This window comes from Cellulomonas uda, assembly GCF_006538705.1.
Classification (GTDB): domain Bacteria; phylum Actinomycetota; class Actinomycetes; order Actinomycetales; family Cellulomonadaceae; genus Cellulomonas; species Cellulomonas uda.
Genome location: NZ_BJLP01000049.1, coordinates 14,385 through 31,658 on the forward strand (window position 1 = coordinate 14,385; position 17,274 = coordinate 31,658).

Below are 17,274 nucleotides of genomic sequence, written 5' to 3' on the forward strand. Positions count from 1 at the left end.
CTGCGGGCGGTCGGGGCCCTTCGTGGTGCGCGGGGTGACGCCTGGTGCGACAGCCCGTCCACAGATCTCGCGCCGGGGCCTTGCGGGTGCGTGCTGGATGGAACACTTGTTCGAGAAGTGGGGAGGAGGTGAGTCCGGTGCGGGAGACATCGGTGCCGACGCGCGCGTCCATGCCCGGCCGCACGCTGGTCGAGTGGCCGGCCCATCCGCCGGTGTTCCCGAGACCCGGGGCGACCGCGTCCGAGCTCGCGGCGCTCCTGGAGGCCATGCAGGCGGGCGATGCCGACGACATCGCGCTCCTCGAGCAGGTCGTCGGGTGGCAGCAGCTCGTCGGGGTGGCCCTCGCCGCGCAGGCGCGCGCCGTCCGCGACCTCGTCGCGCGCGGGTATGACGCGACAGGCGTGCTCGCCGACGAGATCGCCTCGGCGCTGGCGAGCACTCGCACCGCCGCGCAGGTGCTCGTCTCACGAGCCGCGGGCCTCGGTGAGCTCCCCGCCGTCGAGACCGCGCTGCGCGACGGTGCGATGGACGCGCGCAAGGTCGACGCCGTCCTCGACGAGCTCGCCGCGCTCGTCGTCGGCACCGAGGCGCTGCCCGACGTGGCGGCGGTCGACGCCGCAGCGAACGCGGTGGCGCAGGTCGCGGCCGAGAGGGCCGGCGACCTCACGCCGACGCAGCTGCGGCGTGTCGTACGCCGCGAGGTCATCGCCGTCGACCCGGCCGCGGCGCGCGAACGGTCGCGCCGGGCCGTCGAGCAGCGGCGCGTCGAGACCGGGTGGGCGCCGGACGGCATGGCCTGGGTGTCGGCCTTCGTGCCCGCGCCGGACGCCATGCTCGTGAAGGCCGTCCTCGACGCGGCGACCGAGCCCGTCGACGCCCACGACCACCGCACACGCGACCAGCGACGCGCCGACGTGCTCGTGTCGATCTTCCGGACGATCGCCGACCAGGGGACCCTTCCGTGCGGGACGTCCGTGCCCGGCAGGCGCGGCGCGCGTCCGCAGGTCCAGGTGACCGTCGCGGCATCGACGCTGCTCGGCCTCGACGAGAACCCCGCCGAGCTCGCCGGGTACGGGCCGCTGCCCGCCGACGTCGCACGCCAGGTCGCGCAGGACGCCACCTGGCGACGCCTGCTGACCGACCCCCTGGACGGGACGCTCGTCGAACGGTCCACCCGCGCGTACCGGCCGGGCCGCGTGCTCGGCGGGCACGTCTCGGCGCGGGACCAGACATGCACGTTCCCCGGCTGCGTCCGCCCGGCCGCCTCGTGCGAGCTCGACCACGTCGAGCCTTGGCGCGAGGCGCCGGCCGCCGCAGCGGCGAGCGGGGACCCGCCGCAGACCCGCGCCGACAACCTCCAACCGCTCTGCAAGGGGCACCATGACCTCAAGACGAAAGGTCTGTGGAAGGCGCGGCGCAGTGTTCCGGACGGCGGCGTCGAGTGGACATCGCACCTCGGTGTCCGGTACCTGGTGCGACCGCAGCCCGTCCTGTCCGCCCCCACCTCGCCGCAAGCGGTTCGGTCGCGCGTCGCGCGAGTCCGCGATGACGCTGCGCCCTAGACCGGGACGAGGTCCTTCCAGCGCCGTCGGGACGACCGGTGGTGCTCGGCGAGCAGGTCCGGCGACGGGCGCAGCTCGATCGGGACGCGGACGGGAGCGGCGTCCAGCTGACGCAGTGAGGGGTAGCGCGAGAGAAGGGGAGGTGCCACGACCGAGTGCCACGACTCGGGGTCGATCGTCACCAGGAGCCGGTCGAACAGGCGGTGCACGTCCGCGCGGAGCAGCAGCCCTCCGTCGACGTGGTGCTCGCCGTGGTCGGCGTACGAGTACAGGTGTGCCGCGTCGAGCACCTCGCGTGGCTGCGTGCCGGTGATCGCGCACGTCGTGCCGAACCTGTCGAACATCGCGTCGCGGAACCTCTGCTGGCCGACCCGCTGTCGTGCGACCACCTCGACGTGACCGCCGGGCAGGTCGCGTGACTCGACCAGGATGTCCAGCTGCAGCGCCCCCTCGACACCGCTGTGGAAGGCCAGCATCTCGATCGTCGGAACCGGGTCGAGCCGGCGGATCGCGTTCTGCCTGTCTCGTCCCGCGTACAGCGACTCGAGGGCCTTGACCGGCGCAGGGGAGCTCAGGCTCGTCCACCATGTCGAGTAGTCCGCGACGTACAGGGTCACGTCCTTCGGGACGAGGTTCGGCTCGTCGAACTCCTCCTTGCAGTCGTTGCACCGGTAGCGGGGGCTCTTGCGTGAGCGCGTGGACAGGTCGCTGGACTCGCAGCGCACGCACCGCTCCATGATCTTGACCCGGTCGCGGCTGGTGACGTGGTCGACGACGCCGAACCCGAGGACGAGGTGGTCGTCACGCAGGACGAGGACGTCGCTGACGGACACCCGCGTGTGGTTGACGACGTGGGAGTCGTACTCGTACCTCGTGCCGAGGACGTCGCCGTAGAGGTTGCCCAGGGGGTCGGTCGCGCGGGTGAAGCAGCTCCAGAAGGTCCGGTCCGGTGACCGGACGTCGACCGTCCGCGGGCGCGCCTCCACGGGTCGAGCTCAGCACCGTCAGGCCCGCTGGGGCAAGGACGTGCCCGAGCTTCACCCGTGCGCGCGTGCACCTCGTCGGGAACGAGACGGGTGCCCGGGGCGTTGTCCCGGTGACGGTGTGAGCGGGATCGCTCCCGCACGGGTGGCGGGCGCGCCGCGAGCGCGTACTGTCACACCGGCTGCGAATGTGGTCGAGGGCGGACGAGGAGACGAAGTGGTCGCTGCGGGGGAGATCCGCGTCGAGGCGGAGCCCGGGCTGACGGTCGTCCGCATGGTCGGGGAGGTCGACGTCGCGCTCCGGGAGCAGGCGAGCAGCTCGATGGTCGCGGCCCTCACGAGCGACTTCCCGATCGTGATCGACGCCTCCGAGGTGACGTTCATCGACTCGTCCGGGCTCGCGTTCGTGATGCAGCTGTTGCGCGCGGCGCGGGAGTCGGGGCTCGCGCTGTCGCTGCGTGACCCGAGCCGGGCGGTCCGGGACGTCCTGGAGATCGTCGGGGCGGCGTCGCTCCTGCCCGCGGACGAGGACGAGGTGGCCCCGGTCGCCTGACCTCGGGGTGGCGCTCGCTGAGGTTGTCCGGGCGGGTGTGAGCGGAGCGACATCGTCGTCTGCGAGAGAACCCCGGAAAACCTCTGGTGAGCGTCGGTCGTAACGATACGATCGTATCGATACGACCCTGCGCGGCGCAGGTCGGCCCACCGCACCGGTGCGTGGGGTCGACCTCGTCGGGCCCGCCCACCCGACCCCCCGGAGCGCTGTTCCCTCATGGCCAAGGTCCTCACGACCGGCCGCCCCTGGCGCGTCATCCTCGTCTTCTGCATCCCGCTGCTCATCGGCAACGTCGTCCAGCAGCTCTACCAGATCGCCGACGCCATGATCGTCGGCCGCACGCTCGGGGTCGATGCGCTCGCCGCGGTCGGGTCGACGGGCAGTCTGCTGTTCCTGCTGATCGGGTTCGCGTGGGGGATGACCTCGGGCTTCGCGATCCCGACCGCGCAGGCGTTCGGCGCCGGTGACCACGCGGCCGTGCGGCGGTCGGTGGCCACCGGTGCGGTCCTCACGGGCGTCGCCAGCGTCGTGATCTCGGTCGGCGCCGTGCTCCTGACCGGGCCGGCGCTGCGCCTCCTGCAGACGCCACCGGAGCTGTTCGACCAGGCGCACACCTTCGCGGTCGTGAGCTTCGCGGGCTCCGTCACCACCATGTTCTACAACTTCCTCGCGGCGGTGATCCGCGCGATCGGTGACTCCCGCACGCCGCTGGTGTTCCTCGCGGTGAGCTGCGTGCTGAACATCCTGCTCGTCCTCGCGATCGTGCGCGGCGCGGGGTACGGGGTCGGCGGCGCGGCGCTCGCGACCCTCGTCTCCCAGGGCGTGTCCGTCGCGCTGTGCCTCTGGTACGTCAGCAAGCGCGTCCCCGTCCTGCACGTGGGGCGAGCCGACTTCCGGCTGACCCGCGAGGACGTGACGCGTCACCTGCGGCTGGGCCTGCCGATGGGCTTCCAGGCCTCGATCATCGCCATCGGCGCGCTCGCGGTGCAGCTGCGCCTGAACGAGCTCGGTGCGGACGCGGTCGCGGCGTACACCACGGCCGCCCGGGTCGACGGCCTGGCCGTCGCGCTGCTCGCGTCGCTCGGCCTGGCGGTCTCCACGTTCACGGCCCAGAACCTCGGTGCGGGACGCCCGGACCGGATCCGTCGCGGCGTCGTCCAGGGCGTCGGGATGTCGGTCGCCGGGTCGCTCGTCCTGGGCGTCGTGCTGGTCGGCTTCGGCGGGATGATCGTGGAGCTGTTCGTCGGGCCCGGCGAGCAGCGCGTGGTCGACATGGCCGCGCAGTTCCTCACGGTGAACGGGGCGATGTACTGCCTGCTCGGCGTCCTGTTCGTGCTGCGCGGCGCGCTGCAGGGGCTCGGGCAGGCGGCCGTGCCGACGATCACGGGGATCATCGAGCTGGTGATGCGGGTCGGTGCGGCGATGGTCCTCGGCTCGGCGTTCGGGTACGCGGGCGTCGTCTGGAGCAACCCGCTCGCCTGGGTCGGTGCCGTGGTGCTGCTGGTGCCCGCGTACCTGCGCGCGCACCGGGCGATGGCCGTCGCCCGCCCGGCGTCCGGTCCGCAGCCCCGGTCGGGCGTCGAGCCGGTCCTCGTGGAGGGCCCCGCCGAGGGGTCGCTCGTCGTCGAGGCGGTCGTGCCGCAGCCGCGCAGCCGCGACGAGCGTCTGCTCGACGAGCCGGACGTCCCTGCGCCCACGCGCTGACGCGCGGGCGCAGGGACGGTGCGCCGTCCCGACCGGTCAGTGCGGGAGGGTCACCTCGCGCAGAGCGCCGTCCGGCCCGAGCTCGAGGACCCGGTCCAGGCCGAGCCGCCCCAGGAAGTGCTCGTCGTGGCTGACGACGACCAGCGCCCCCCGGTAGGCGTGGAGCGCGGCGACGAGCTGGTCGACCGTGGTCAGGTCCAGGTCGTTCGTCGGCTCGTCGAGCACCAGCAGCTGGGGCGTGGGCTCGGCGAGCAGGAGCCGTGCGAGCGCGACCCGGAACCGCTCGCCGCCGGAGAGGGTCCCGACCGGCCGGTGCACGGTGTCGCCGCGCAGGAGCAGGCGTGCGAGCCGGTTGCGCAGCTCACGATCCGGCACCGTGGGCGCCGCCGCGCCGACGATCGTCAGCGCGCTGTCCTCGTCGTCCAGGTGCCACGACCTCTGGGGGAGGTAGCCGACGAGGTGCGTGAACCGGCGCACGCGGTCCGGGTCGACGGGCAGGTGGGGTCGGTCCGCCGCGGTGCCGACCAGCAGCTCGACCAGCGTCGTCTTGCCGACGCCGTTCGCGCCGACGACGCCCACCCGCTCGGGCCCCTGGACCCGCACGACACCGCCCGCGACGTCCGGAGCGCCCGGCAGCTCGGCGATGCGCCGCCCGCGTGGCACGTCCGGGTCGGGCAGGTCGAGGTGGACCGCCTCGTCGTCCCGCAGCCGGGCCGCCGCCGCGTCCGCGGCCGCACGGCTCGTCGCGAGCCGCTCGTCCATGGTGCGCCGGTGCCGGCCGGCCGAGACCTCGGACTTCGACGCCCAGGCGTTGAGCACGATCGGCGCGGCCTTGGCGTTCGCCGCCATGGCCCGTCCCTGCCGGGCACGGCGTGCGAGCTTGGTCTCGGCCTCGACCCGCTGCCGCTTCTCGACCTTGACCTGCTGCTCCGCCGACCGCGCGGCGCGGGCCGCGGCTGCCTGCTCGGTGTCGAGCCAGGACCGCCACGACGAGTACGGGCCGCCGTGCACCGTCAGGCGGTGCGCGTACAGCTCGGCGACCTCGTCCATCTCCTCGAGCAGCGCGACGTCGTGCGACACGACGACGAGCGCGCCGGGCCACGCGCGCAGCTCGGAGCGGAGCGCGGCACGTGCGTCCCGGTCGAGGTTGTTCGTGGGCTCGTCGAGCAACGTGACCGCCGCCCGGCGCAGGCGAAGCCCCGCGACCGCGACGAGCACGGCCTCTCCTCCCGACAGCGTCGCCGACGCCCGGTCCAGGTCACGCGCGTCCAGGCCGATCGGGCGCAGCGCCTCGGCGGCTCGGGACTCGACGTCCCACGCGTCGCCGACCGCCTCGAACAGCTCCTCGCGGGAGTCGCCCGACTCGATCGCGCGCAGCGCGGCGAGCGTGGCCCCCACGCCGAGGAGGTCCGCGACCGTCGACGTCGTGTCGAGCGCGACGTGCTGCGGCAGGTAGGCGACGTCGCCCGCGGCGGTGACCGTGCCGGTCGTCGGCGCGAGGTGACCCGCGGCCAGGCGCAGCAGGGTCGACTTGCCGGAGCCGTTGGCGCCGAGCAGGCCCGTGCGGCCAGGCCCGAAGGACCCTGTGACGCCGTCGAGCGTGACCGCGCCGTCCGGGTGGACGAAGGTGACGTCGGTGAAGGTGAGACTGGAGCGCGCGTGGGCGCGCGCGGAGGTGGTGGGCGTGGACATACGAGCTCCCGGGGTTCGACGAGTGCGCGAACCCGGTGCCCTCGCCGACGCGGCGGGGCTCTCGGGTCAGCGCGGCTGGTGCGGCGCGAACCGGGTGCCCGTCATGATCACCACCTAGGTCGACGACAAGGACGCCCGAGCCTCGCACGGGGGTCGTAATCGGGGCGAGCGAATTACCAGGGGTCGCGATCGTGCGGCCGACGACGCGCGTGTGCCGCTGCTACTCGCAGGCGATCCCGTCGCCGTCCCCGTCGAGCCCGCGGCGGTACCCCGGGTCGCCCGCGTGGAGGGGTGCCGCACCCGCGGCGCGGGCGTCCGCGCAGCTCGCGAAGGACCCGTCCGGTGGCGGCGTCGGCGCCGCGCCGGTCGTCGCGCGCCGGGGCGTGACCGGGCTGGGTGGGGGGAGGGCCTCGTCGGGGCAGGAGCGCAGCACGCGCGCGATCGCGTCGCGCTCGGCGGCCGTGACCCGCAGCGCGTAGGCCTGCTTCACCGCGACCTGCCGCGCGACGTACGCGCACCGCGAACCGCGCGCGGGCGGCAACCACGTGGCGGCGTCACCCGAGCCCTTCGCGGCGTTCAACGTGCCGTCGACGGCGAGCAGGTTGAGCGGGTCGTTCGCGAACGCCTCACGCGTGGCCGCGTCCCACCGCTGCGCACCCTTCTGCCACGCGTCGGCGAGCGCGACCACGTGGTCGACCTGCACCGCCCCCGACGTCGCGGCACCGCGCTCGAACGCGATCGTCCCGCCCGAGTACGGGTCGACGAGCGTGCCGGAGAGCACCACGCACCCGTCGGCGCGCACCACGGCGTCGACGAGGTCGCGGCGCAGGATGTCGTTGCGCGTGTCGCACCCGTTGCGGTTCGCGTCGACCGCGCGGTAGCCGAACAGGTCGCGGTCGTACCCGGTGAGCGGGGCCCGGCCCGCGACGACGAGCCGGTCGAGCGCCGCGACCGCCGGCCCGGGGTCCGTGCTGGCAGTGGGAGCGGGGGGAGCCGCGGTCCCGCGTGACGACGCGGTCGCGTCCGCCGGCGCGGTCGGGTCCGCCGCCGCGGTCGCGGGAGGGCGTTCCGCAGGCTGGGTCGACGGGCCGAGCGAGACGTCCGAGCAGCCGGCGAGCGTGAGTGCCGCGAGCAGTCCCGCCACGGCGCACACCGGCCGGACCCGCCCGCGCCTCCAGCCGTGCACGCGTCCCCACCCCGTCGACTCCGGCGCGCCACCTGCGCGCCTCCGACCAGATCATCGGCGTCCGCGGGCCGGGACCTGCGCAGGTCCGCGTGTCGGTCGCGTCACGTCGTCGAGCTGCGGGGCCTCGAACCCGTCGCCGACGACGAGCAGGCTCGCGCGCTGCACGGCGCGGGAGCCGAACCGGTCCGCGAGCGAGTCGACCGTGCGGTCGAGCTCGTCGTGCGGCGGGGACAGCGGCAGCGGTGGCTGCACGACGGTGTCGCTCGCGAGCCCGGTGAGCGCGACACCGACGAGCGTGATCCCTCGCGCCGCGACGAGGTCCCGGGCGGCGTCGAGCAGCCCCAGCGCCGCGTCACGCAGCTCGTCGCTCGAGGCGGTGCCGAACGCGAGCGACCGTGACCGGGTCGCGCGCGAGAAGTCGGCGAACCGCAGCCGCAGCACGACGGTCCGCGCCGTCAGGTGCCCGGCGCGCATCCGGCGGCAGACCCGGTCCACGAGTCCCAGGAGGGCGGCGCGTACGTCCTCGGGGGAGTGCGGCCCCCGGCCGAGCGCGCTGGGCGCCGACCGAGCCGCGCGCCTGGTCGGTGACCACGCGCTCCGGCGTGCGGCCGTGGACGACCGCGTACAGGTGCGACCCGGCCGCGGGCCCCAGCAGCCCGCGCAGCACGCGCTCGTCGAGTGCCGCGACGTCGCCGGCGGTGCGCAGCCCGTACCCGTGCAGCCGCGTCGCCGTGCTCTCGCCGACGCCCCACAGGGTCTCGACGGGCAGCGGGTGCAGGAACGCGTCCTCGTCGTCGGGTGCGACGACGAGGAGCCCGTCGGGTTTCGCGACGCGGCTGGCGACCTTCGCGAGGAACGGCGTGCGCGCGACCCCGACCGTGATGGGCAGCCCGACCTCGTCGCGCACCCGGGTGCGGACCCGTGCGGCGTGCTCGGCGGGTGCGGTCGGGTCGGCGCGGCGCAGCCCTCGCACGTCGAGGAACGCCTCGTCGATCGACACGCCCTGCACCTGCGGTGTCACGTCCCGGAAGATCGCGAACACCTCGCGGCTCGCCTCGACGTACGCGTCGAACCGTGGCCGCACGACGATCAGGTCGGGGCACAGACCGCGCGCCTGCCGGCCACCCATCGCGGTCCGCACGCCGCGCCGCTTCGCCTCGTACGACGCGGCGAGCACGACGCCCCCGCCGACCGCGACGGGACGCCCGCGCAGGCGCGGGTCGTCACGCTGCTCGACCGACGCGTAGAACGCGTCGAGGTCGGCGTGCAGGATCGTCGCGTGCCGGGACTCCACGAACACATGTTCGACCCGGCCACCCACACGCGCCAGGTGTCAGCTCACAGGTGCAGGGGCGTGAGCGCCTCGTAGTCCTCGACCGAGCCGTCCTTCAGCACCACGTCGATGATCGCTCGGCCCAGCGGGTCGAGGTCGTCGGTGAGGTACTGCTCGAGCTCGGAGCGGAAGAACGAGGAGATGATGCGCGCGCCCTCGTCGTACGCCTCGACACCCACCTGCGACTGCATCTCGGGCGCGAGCCACGTGGGGCGGACGAGCTGACCGTCGAGCTTCATCTCCCGCAGCGTGTAGCCGAACAGCGGGCAGCGCGCGGGGGTGAGCTGGTCGCGCCGCACGCGACCGCCACCGCGGCGGGCGAGGTACTCGCGGGTCATCCACTCCGCGGCGAACCCGACCTGGTAGGCGCCGATGTGCTGGTTCGGCGTCAGGACGTAGCGCGTGCGGTGCGCGTCGACGAGCTGACGCAGCAGCAGGTTCGCGGCCGCGACCTTGGTGCCGGTCGAGAACGGCCAGTACGACCCGACGCCCTCGGACACCATGCCGCCGTGCTTGATGACCTTCCGCTCCGACGCGGACTCGCCGATCGACGGGTTCTTGTCACCGCGCGGTGCGATGAGGCGCCACACCCATGCGAGCGCGGGTGGGACGAAGTGCGTGACGCCCATGATCCCGTAGGTCGGGTTCTCCCGCGTGCATGCGGGCATCCGCACGCCGAACGTGCGGACGTCGACGTGCTCGGGCTTCGACACGACGTTGCGGATCATCGAGCGGTCGATCACCACACGCGGGTTGGGGCACGGCTTGCCGTTCGAGTCGAGCGTGTGCTCCCACGGCAGGACGGTCGCGTCGGGCACGCCCGCGATGTTGAAGAACACGAGCGGCTTGTCGGGGTGGATGCAGGCGCGCTCGAAGTTCGGGTCCTCCCCGTACGAGCGCATGTTGTCGACGCGGACGAACCAGCCGGCCTCGGCGTCGGCGATGACGAGGCGGCCGTCGCCGTCCTGCAGCGACGAGTGGCACAGGGTCATGTCGTCCGTGACGGGCGCGAGTGCGCTCGACTCGGCGAGCGTGATGACGTACGGCTCCTGGGTGACGACGTTCGTGCCGAGCAGGATGCGGCCGTCCTCCTGGCGCCGGAACTCCTGGCACATCTCCGACTTGCCGCCGCCCGAGGCGCCCTCGTGCATGACGACCGTCTCGTTGTCGTACGGGGTGGTGACGCGCACCGCCGAGGCGTGCGCGGTGATCCAGCCCTCGCGCTCGCCGATGTCGAGCAGCACCGAGAACACGCCCTTCTTGGCGCTCGGCCCCGGGTAGAGGTTGTAGGCGAACACCTCGTGGAGCTCGGGCGTGCGGTCGTGCACGACGGCCTGACGGCCGTGGAACACGGTGTGCCGGAAGGGCGGCGCGACGTACAGGATGGAGCGCGGCGCGAACTCGCCGTGCTGCTCGACGAGCTCGTCGAACGTCACCCAGCCCTGCAGGTCGACCAGGGCGAGCGCGAAGAAGGCGGCGTTGACCGGGACGAGCGCGAGCGACGGGTAGCCGAACGTGGGGCCGCCGGCCTTGAACGGCACGACGACGAGGTCCTGGCGCCCGAGCCACTCGAGCGTCGCCGTCTTGGTCGGGGCGAAGTCCTCGCCCATGACGTCGCGGTAGCGCGGCTTGTCGGTGGGCAGGTCGTCGGCGATGCGCATGCAGTCCGGGTCACGCCGGCGCATGTAGTCCTCGGGGTAGTTCACGGCGACGCCGTTACGGCAGCGCGTGACCGTGGCCTCGACGATCCGGCGGACGCCCTCGTCCGTCTCGACGTCGTACGCGACCTCGTGGATCGGTCCGCCCACGGGCCCGAGGGTGAGCCGGTACAGCTCTTCGCGCGTCTGCGGGACGAGCACGCGGGGGCTCGCGTCGAGCGCGGCGCGCACGGCGGGCGGCAGGTGGACTGCGGACAGGGCCGTCAGGGTGTCCACGGGTGCTCCCTTCGTCGGGGACCCGTCCGGTGAGCCCGACGTGAGACGGGCGCGAGAACACCGGTACGCGGTCCGCACTTGACTCGGAGATTACGTGCCGCGAACGGGGGCGGACTGGGACCTGGGTCACAGGCGCGCCCGTCGTCGCAGGTCGGCCTACCGTGATCGGCAGAGCCCGACGAGAGGGGGAGCGATGAGCTGGCCCGTCGCGCACTTCACGACCGGTGGCACCTGGATGAACGACCCCAACGGGCTGGTCCACCGTGACGGGGTGTGGCACCTGTTCATGCAGCACAACCCGCACGGCGACGACTGGGGGGCGATCGGGTGGGGCCACGCGACGTCGCGCGACCTGGTGACGTGGCGGTGGGAGGGGCATGCGCTGCCCGCGACGCCCGACGAGATGGCGTTCAGCGGCTGCGTCGTCTCCGACCGCCTCGACACGGCCGGGTTCGCGCGCGACGACGACGGACCCGCCGGGCCGATGGTCGCGGTGTTCACGAGCCACCACGCGCCCTCCTCTCCGCGCGCGGGCACCGAGACGCAGTCGCTCGCGGTCAGCCACGACGAGGGCCGGACCTTCGCCCGCTGGGCGGGCAACCCGGTGATCGATGTCGGCCGCCAGGACTCGCGCGACCCGCAGGTGCGCTGGGACCCCGGTGCACGGCACTGGCGGATGGCGCTCGCGGACCCGCGCGGGAGGCGCGTCGAGCTGTGGACGTCGCCGGACCTGCGCGCGTGGCGGCAGGTCTCGACGTTCGGGCCGCACGGGTCGGTCGAGGGGCAGTGGGAGTGCCCCGACCTCGTGCGCGTGCCGGTCGCCGGCGGTGACTCCACCGCGTGGGTGCTGCTGGTCAACGTCGACCGCGGCGGCCCCACGGGCGGTGGCTCGGCGACCCAGTACGTCGTCGGTGAGTTCGACGGCATCACGTTCACGGCGGCGCACGACGACATTCGCTGGCTCGACCGAGGGCACGACCACTACGCGGCGGTGACCTTCGCGGACGCCCCGGGTGGCCGGGCGGTGTCGCTCGGCTGGGCCGGGTCCTGGCTGTACGCGCGGGACCTGCGGGGCGAGCCGTGGGGCGCCACCATGACGCTCGCACGAGACCTCGAGCTGGTCCCCGAGAGCCCCGGGGCCGAGGTCCGCTCGCTCGCGGACCTCGTCGTGCGCTCCGTGCCGGTGCTGCCCGCCGGCCCGCTGCCCGGCCTGGCGGTGCATCGCGTCCGCGTCGCGCGAGCGGAGCGGCGCGAGCTCGTCCTGCACGCCCGCCAGGACCCCGCGCTGCGCCTCGGGGTGCGTGTCGAGGGGGGACCCGGCGAGCGGCTGCTCGTCGTCGACCGGGCGCGGTGCGCGCCGGCCGCGGTCCCGCCCGAGCACCACCGTGCCGCCGTCGCGCTGCCCGACCGGGACGTCGACCTGCTCGTCGTCGCCGACGCCGGGGTCGTCGAGGTGTTCGCCGACGAGGGCCGCATCGCGCTGACGGAGCAGGTGACGCGCCGGGCGGTGCTCAGCGAGCTCGCGGGCTGAGCACCGCCCGGCACGGGTCGTCAGCGGGTCGGGGGACCGACCGTGTCCGTGCGCACGCCGAGGAACGTGGGCGTGCCGTCGTCCGGGACGAGGACGGCGACGGCGAGCACCTTGCGCAGCTCCAGCGCACGGTGCCGCCCGGTCTGCCCGACGGCCCGCGCGAACGCCTCGTCGGTGAACGCGAGCGTCGCGTCGCCGCCGACCGCGGCCTGCGTGTGGTCCACGCTGAACGTCGCGGTCACCAGGACGCCGCCCTCGACGACCGCGACCTTGGGTGCGCCGTCGCCCGGGTCCAGCGCGTCGTCACCCGAGCCGACCGCGCGGATCGTCGCGCGCTCCAGGCGGGAGTTCACGCCGTCGCCGACGATCTCCTCGCGCAGCCGCGCAAGCCGGTCGGGCACGGTCAGCTCACCCTTCTCGCCGGTCTCGAGGTACGCCACGACCTGGTCCGACACGGCCTGGGCCGCGGCGACCTGCGCGCGGCTCGGCCGCGACGCGGCTCCGGGCGCGAGCGCCCGCACCTTCTCGTCGCCGATCTCGACGGACGCGCTCATCCGCCACGGGTCGAGCACGCCGTCGCGCTCGAACACGAGCAGCGCGCGCTGCGGCTTCTTCTCCTCCGCGTCGGCCATCGTGCCGGTGACCGCGAACCACATCGGGTACCCGGTGAAGCTCGGGGAGACGAGCGAGGAGGCATCGGGCGTCGTCGTGAGGGCCGTGCCCGCGGCCTCGGCCTCGCCGCTCTCCTCGGCGTACCGGGTGGAGTGCAGGTCCGAGCGCAGGATGATGCCGCGGTCGGCCGTGGCCCAGCCCGACGCGTCGTGCGTGCGGGAGGCGAGGTCGATCGCCGCGTTGTTGCGCTCGTCGTAGGACGCCAGCGCCGCGGTCAGCTCGTCGCGCTCCAGCCCGGGCCGCGTGATCTCGGCGGTCGTGACGCGCTGGGGGACCGCGGCGCACCCCGCGAGCGCGACGACGCACAGGACGGGGACGGCCCACCGCAAGGGGCGCCGCGTCGAGCGCAGGTGCGTCCCGGCGGGGACGGCCTCGGGTGCGGTCACCTCAGGCGCCGCGGCGCTCCGCTCGGCCGCGCGCTCGCGGCGCCGGCGCCGGCGGCGGGCCAGGACCGGCAGCGTGAGCAGGACGAGCCCGAGGACGGCCGCGGCGAGCCCCGCGACGAACGCGTGCGCGACGACGAGGCCGAACGACACCGTGACCGCCGCGCGCTTCCCGGCGGCGAGCACGGCGACGCTCGTCGGCGTGCCGTCGAGATCGAGCGTGAGCGCCTGCGCCCCACGGCCGTGGACCGAGCGGTCCCACAGGTCGAGCGACGACGCGGCGACGGCCGGCGCCGGAGCCGTGCCACGCACGGTGCCCGTGGCGCCGTCGAGCGGCGTGACCGTCGTGACGCGCAGCTGGCGCGTGTCGCCCAGGTAGCTGTCCACGTCGATCGGGTTGCCGGCGCCGACGAACACCGGGCCGCCTGCGCTCTCGGCAGTGACGCGCAGCGTGGCGTCGCGGTAGCCCAGCAGGTCGGGGACGGTGGTCGCGGCGCGCACGCCGTCGGGCAGCGGGCTCGCGGGTGTGTCCGCGGTGTCGTCGGGGCCGAAGACGACGGCGACGGCGACACCGACGACGAGCAGGAGACCGCCGAGCACGGCGGCGAGGACGAGGAGCGTTCGACGCATGAGGTTCCCCCTGGTTGGTGGTCGACGCCGGACCTTAGCCGGAACGAACAGGACGTATCGGGCGTCGTCCACAGGGTGCGGTCGGGACCTTCGGCGCGCCCCGGGCGTGCCGGGCGGGTCTACGGTCGCGCCCATGGCCGATCCCCGCGGTTTCCTGCGCACGCGTGAGCGCGAGCTCCCGCGCGACCGCCCGGTCGCGGTCCGGATCCTCGACTGGGCGGAGGTGCACCGGCACCCGACGGGCGAGCCCGACGCGCTCGCGGTGCTGCACCGCCAGGCCGGGCGGTGCATGGACTGCGGTGTGCCGTTCTGCCACCACGCCTGCCCGCTCGGGAACCTCGTCCCCGAGTGGAACGACCTCACGTGGCGTGCGCAGTGGCGCGACGCGTCCGACCGGCTGCACCAGACCAACAACTTCCCGGAGGTCACCGGGCGGGTCTGCCCGGCGCCGTGCGAGACGGGGTGCGTGCTCGGCATCAACCAGGCGCCGGTCACGATCCGCAACGTCGAGCTGTCGGTGGTCGAGGAGGCGTTCGACCGCGGCCTGGTGACGCCTGCTGTGCCCCAGCGCATGACGGGCCACACGGTCGCGGTGGTCGGGTCGGGGCCTGCTGGCCTGGCCGCGGCGCAGCAGCTCACGCGCGTGGGCCACACCGTCACGGTGTACGAGCGGGCCGCCGCGCCCGGCGGGCTGATGCGGTTCGGCATCCCGGAGTACAAGCTGCCCGCGGCGGTGCTGGAGCGGCGTCTGGACGTCATGCGTGCCGAGGGCACGGTGTTCCGGTGCGGGGTCGAGGTCGGCCGCGACATCGGCGGCGACGAGCTGCGCCTGCGGCACGACGCGGTCGTCGTCACGGTGGGCTCCACGGTGCCGCGTGACCTCGGTGTGCCGGGGCGAGCGCTGCGCGGCGTCATGCCCGCGATGGACTATCTGGTACCCGCGAACCACGCGGCGGTGGGCGAGCCGGTGCCGGGCGCACCCGTCGCGACCGGGCTCGACGTGGTCGTCGTCGGCGGGGGTGACACCGGGGCCGACTGCGTGGGGACCGCGGTGCGTCAGGGGGCGCGCTCGATCACCCAGCTCGAGATCATGCCGCCCGCGCCGCACGAGCGTCCGGCGGAGCAGCCGTGGCCGACGTACCCCGCAGTGTTCAAGATCTCCACGTCGCACGAGGAGGGCGGTGAGCGGCTGTTCGCGGTGAGCACCACCGAGTTCGTCGGCGACGACGACGGTCGCGTGGCCGGCCTGGCGCTGCAGGACGTGCGCCGCGGCGCCGACGGCGCGTTCGAGCCCGTCCCGGGCACGCAGCGGGTGCTGCCCGCGCAGCTCGTCCTGCTCGCGCTCGGTTTCACCGGGCCCGAGCGTGGCTCGCTCGCCGACGAGCTCGGGCTCGAGGTCGGCCCGCGTGGCGCGTTCGTGCGCGGCGACGACTTCACGACCGGCACCCCCGGGGTGTTCGTCGCGGGCGACTGCGGGCGGGGCCAGTCGCTCGTCGTGTGGGCCATCGCGGAGGGCCGTGCGGTGGCCGCGGCGGTCGACCGTCACCTGACCGGGGGCACGCAGCTGCCCGCGCCGATCGCCGCGAGCACGGTCGCGCTGCGGGCCTGACCTGCGCCCGTGTCGGCGGGGCGCGGCATGATCGGCGCCGTGGATGTGGACTTCGAGGCCCGGCTGCGGCTGTGGGACGCGCGCAAGCACGACTCGTGGACGTTCGTCGACCTGCCGACGGACCTGGCCGACGAGATCGCCGACGCCGCCGAGGGTGTGTCGCGCGGGTTCGGGTCGGTGCGCGTCGAGGCGACGATCGGGACGACGACGTGGCGCACGTCGATCTTCCCGGGCGCCGAGACGTACGTGCTGCCGATCAAGGCCGTGGTGCGCCGCCGGGAGTCGGTCGAGGCCGGTGACGTCGCACGCGTCCGGCTGCGGCTGGTCGACGTGGACGGCCCGGCCTGAGCACCGCCGCGCGCGTGGCAGGCTGGGGCTCTCGACCAGGAGGTCCGCGATGGCGCTGCTCACCTGCCACTTCTTCTCCGACGCGCTCGGCGTCAGCACGGCGGCCACGGTCGTCCTGCCCCAGGCCACGCAGACCCAGATCGGGATGCGGGGCGTGGCGGACGACGCGCCGCCACCCGTGCTGTACCTGCTGCACGGGCTGAGTGACGACGAGACGATCTGGACGCGCCGCACGTCCGTCGAGCGGTACGCCGCACGCCGCGGCGTCGCGGTCGTGATGCCGCGCGGCGGCCGCTCGTTCTACGCCGACGAGGTGCACGGCGGTGCGTACTGGACGCACCTGACGGTCGAGCTGCCGGCGGTCGTCGCGTCGTTCTTCCGGGTGTCGACACGGCGCGAGGACACGTTCGTCGCGGGCCTGTCGATGGGCGGCTACGGAGCGTTCAAGTGGGCGCTGCGCCGGCCCGAGCGGTTCGCCGCGGCGGCGTCCCTCTCGGGGGCGTTGGACGTCGCGGGCGACGCGCACCTGTGGGACGCCGAGGTGCCGCAGGTGTGGGGCGGGCGTCCGCCGGGTCCCGACGACGACCTCGTCGCGCTCGTCGAACGGGCCGACCCGGCGGCGCTGCCCGCGTTGTTCGTCTCGTGCGGGACGCAGGACTTCCTGCACGGCGCGAACCTGCGCTGGCTCGAGGCCGCGCGCCGCCGCGGCGTGGACGTGCACGCGGACGTCGACGGGCCGGGGGACCACGACTGGGAGTACTGGGACGCGTCAATCCAGGACGTGCTCGACTGGCTGCCGCTGCGGCGCTGACCCGCGGGGGCGCTGACGCGCGGGGGCGCTGACGCGCGGCGTCGATGACGCGCTGGGTCGCCGACCGGCCGTCAGGGGCCGGGCGAGCCGAGCCCGCTCGCGCGCTGCACGCGGCGCCGCACGGCGGCGCGCACGGCCGCCTGCGTCCCGACGACCCGCAGGTGCTCCTGCGCGCGCGTGACGGCCGTGTACAGCAGCTCGCGCGTGAGCAGGGGCGACGAGGCCGCGGGCAGGAGCACGCTCACGCGCGTGAACTGGCTGCCCTGCCCGCGGTGGACGGTCATGGCGTGCACGCCCTGCACCGGCGGGAGCCGGTGCGTCGGGACGAGCCGGTGCCCCGCGG

General features: G+C 74.5%; 14 protein-coding genes and 1 pseudogene. 7 read left to right on the forward strand and 8 right to left on the reverse strand.

Annotated features, from left to right (window positions below; all coding sequences use genetic code 11):
• The first annotated feature begins 137 nt into the window (after window positions 1–137).
• The gene (locus tag CUD01_RS13185; protein WP_141321699.1) at window positions 138–1,562 is read left to right on the forward strand and encodes an HNH endonuclease signature motif containing protein; all 1,425 of its coding nucleotides are present in this window, start codon (window positions 138–140) and stop codon (window positions 1,560–1,562) included.
• Here CUD01_RS13185 and CUD01_RS13190 read toward each other — a convergent pair.
• Complete coding sequence (locus CUD01_RS13190; protein ID WP_141321701.1) at window positions 1,559–2,548, reverse strand: HNH endonuclease; 990 nt, start codon at window positions 2,546–2,548, stop codon at window positions 1,559–1,561. The two genes, CUD01_RS13185 and CUD01_RS13190, sit on opposite strands and share 4 nt — an antisense overlap.
• 214 nt (window positions 2,549–2,762) lie before the next feature.
• On the opposite strand from CUD01_RS13190, the gene CUD01_RS13195 reads away from it, so the two are divergent.
• Both CUD01_RS13195 and CUD01_RS13200 read left to right on the forward strand, forming a co-directional pair.
• Window positions 2,763–3,098: an STAS domain-containing protein gene (locus CUD01_RS13195; protein ID WP_141321703.1), complete on the forward strand. Its 336-nt coding sequence runs from the start codon at window positions 2,763–2,765 to the stop codon at window positions 3,096–3,098.
• A 216-nt stretch (window positions 3,099–3,314) separates the two neighbouring features.
• Complete coding sequence (locus tag CUD01_RS13200) at window positions 3,315–4,802, forward strand: MATE family efflux transporter (protein ID WP_094179588.1); 1,488 nt, start codon at window positions 3,315–3,317, stop codon at window positions 4,800–4,802.
• 36 nt (window positions 4,803–4,838) lie between these two features.
• Here CUD01_RS13200 and CUD01_RS13205 read toward each other — a convergent pair whose 3' ends face one another.
• The 5 genes and pseudogenes from CUD01_RS13205 to CUD01_RS13220 all read right to left on the reverse strand — a co-directional run bounded on the left by CUD01_RS13205 (window position 4,839) and on the right by CUD01_RS13220 (window position 10,947).
• The gene (locus tag CUD01_RS13205) at window positions 4,839–6,494 is read right to left on the reverse strand and encodes an ATP-binding cassette domain-containing protein (protein ID WP_141321705.1); all 1,656 of its coding nucleotides are present in this window, start codon (window positions 6,492–6,494) and stop codon (window positions 4,839–4,841) included.
• Window positions 6,495–6,714: 220 nt separating this feature from the next.
• Window positions 6,715–7,638: a GmrSD restriction endonuclease domain-containing protein gene (locus tag CUD01_RS13210; RefSeq protein WP_141321707.1), complete on the reverse strand. Its 924-nt coding sequence runs from the start codon at window positions 7,636–7,638 to the stop codon at window positions 6,715–6,717.
• 93 nt (window positions 7,639–7,731) lie between these two features.
• Complete coding sequence (locus tag CUD01_RS17305) at window positions 7,732–8,175, reverse strand: DinB/UmuC family translesion DNA polymerase (protein WP_341765961.1); 444 nt, start codon at window positions 8,173–8,175, stop codon at window positions 7,732–7,734.
• A gap of 112 nt (window positions 8,176–8,287) precedes the next feature.
• Window positions 8,288–9,001: pseudogene (locus CUD01_RS17310) on the reverse strand (Y-family DNA polymerase); the annotation flags it as partial.
• Window positions 9,002–9,018: 17 nt separating this feature from the next.
• Window positions 9,019–10,947: a DUF4914 family protein gene (locus CUD01_RS13220; protein WP_094179592.1), complete on the reverse strand. Its 1,929-nt coding sequence runs from the start codon at window positions 10,945–10,947 to the stop codon at window positions 9,019–9,021.
• Between the two features lie 193 nt (window positions 10,948–11,140).
• On the opposite strand from CUD01_RS13220, the gene CUD01_RS13225 reads away from it, so the two are divergent.
• Window positions 11,141–12,478: a glycoside hydrolase family 32 protein gene (locus CUD01_RS13225; protein ID WP_141321709.1), complete on the forward strand. Its 1,338-nt coding sequence runs from the start codon at window positions 11,141–11,143 to the stop codon at window positions 12,476–12,478.
• A 20-nt stretch (window positions 12,479–12,498) separates the two neighbouring features.
• Here CUD01_RS13225 and CUD01_RS13230 read toward each other — a convergent pair whose 3' ends face one another.
• A complete protein-coding gene (locus CUD01_RS13230) occupies window positions 12,499–14,163 on the reverse strand; it encodes a DUF8094 domain-containing protein (RefSeq protein ID WP_141321711.1) in 1,665 nt (554 codons plus the stop codon).
• A 133-nt stretch (window positions 14,164–14,296) separates the two neighbouring features.
• Here CUD01_RS13230 and CUD01_RS13235 point away from each other — a divergent pair, with 133 nt between their 5' ends.
• Genes CUD01_RS13235 through CUD01_RS13245 form a run of 3 tightly spaced genes read left to right on the forward strand, consistent with a single transcriptional unit; the run spans window position 14,297 to window position 16,931 of the window.
• Complete coding sequence (locus tag CUD01_RS13235) at window positions 14,297–15,772, forward strand: glutamate synthase subunit beta (protein ID WP_141321713.1); 1,476 nt, start codon at window positions 14,297–14,299, stop codon at window positions 15,770–15,772.
• Between the two features lie 39 nt (window positions 15,773–15,811).
• Window positions 15,812–16,120, forward strand: a complete 309-nt coding sequence (locus CUD01_RS13240) for a DUF1905 domain-containing protein (protein WP_141321715.1) — start codon at window positions 15,812–15,814, stop codon at window positions 16,118–16,120.
• Between the two features lie 49 nt (window positions 16,121–16,169).
• Entirely contained in the window at window positions 16,170–16,931 is a 762-nt protein-coding gene (locus CUD01_RS13245) for an alpha/beta hydrolase (protein ID WP_141321717.1), read from the forward strand.
• Window positions 16,932–17,002: 71 nt separating this feature from the next.
• On the opposite strand, the gene CUD01_RS13250 is transcribed toward CUD01_RS13245, so the two are convergent.
• Window positions 17,003–17,274 (reverse strand): ATP-binding domain-containing protein (locus tag CUD01_RS13250; protein WP_170209617.1); only part of this gene is annotated, 272 nt, incomplete at its 5' end.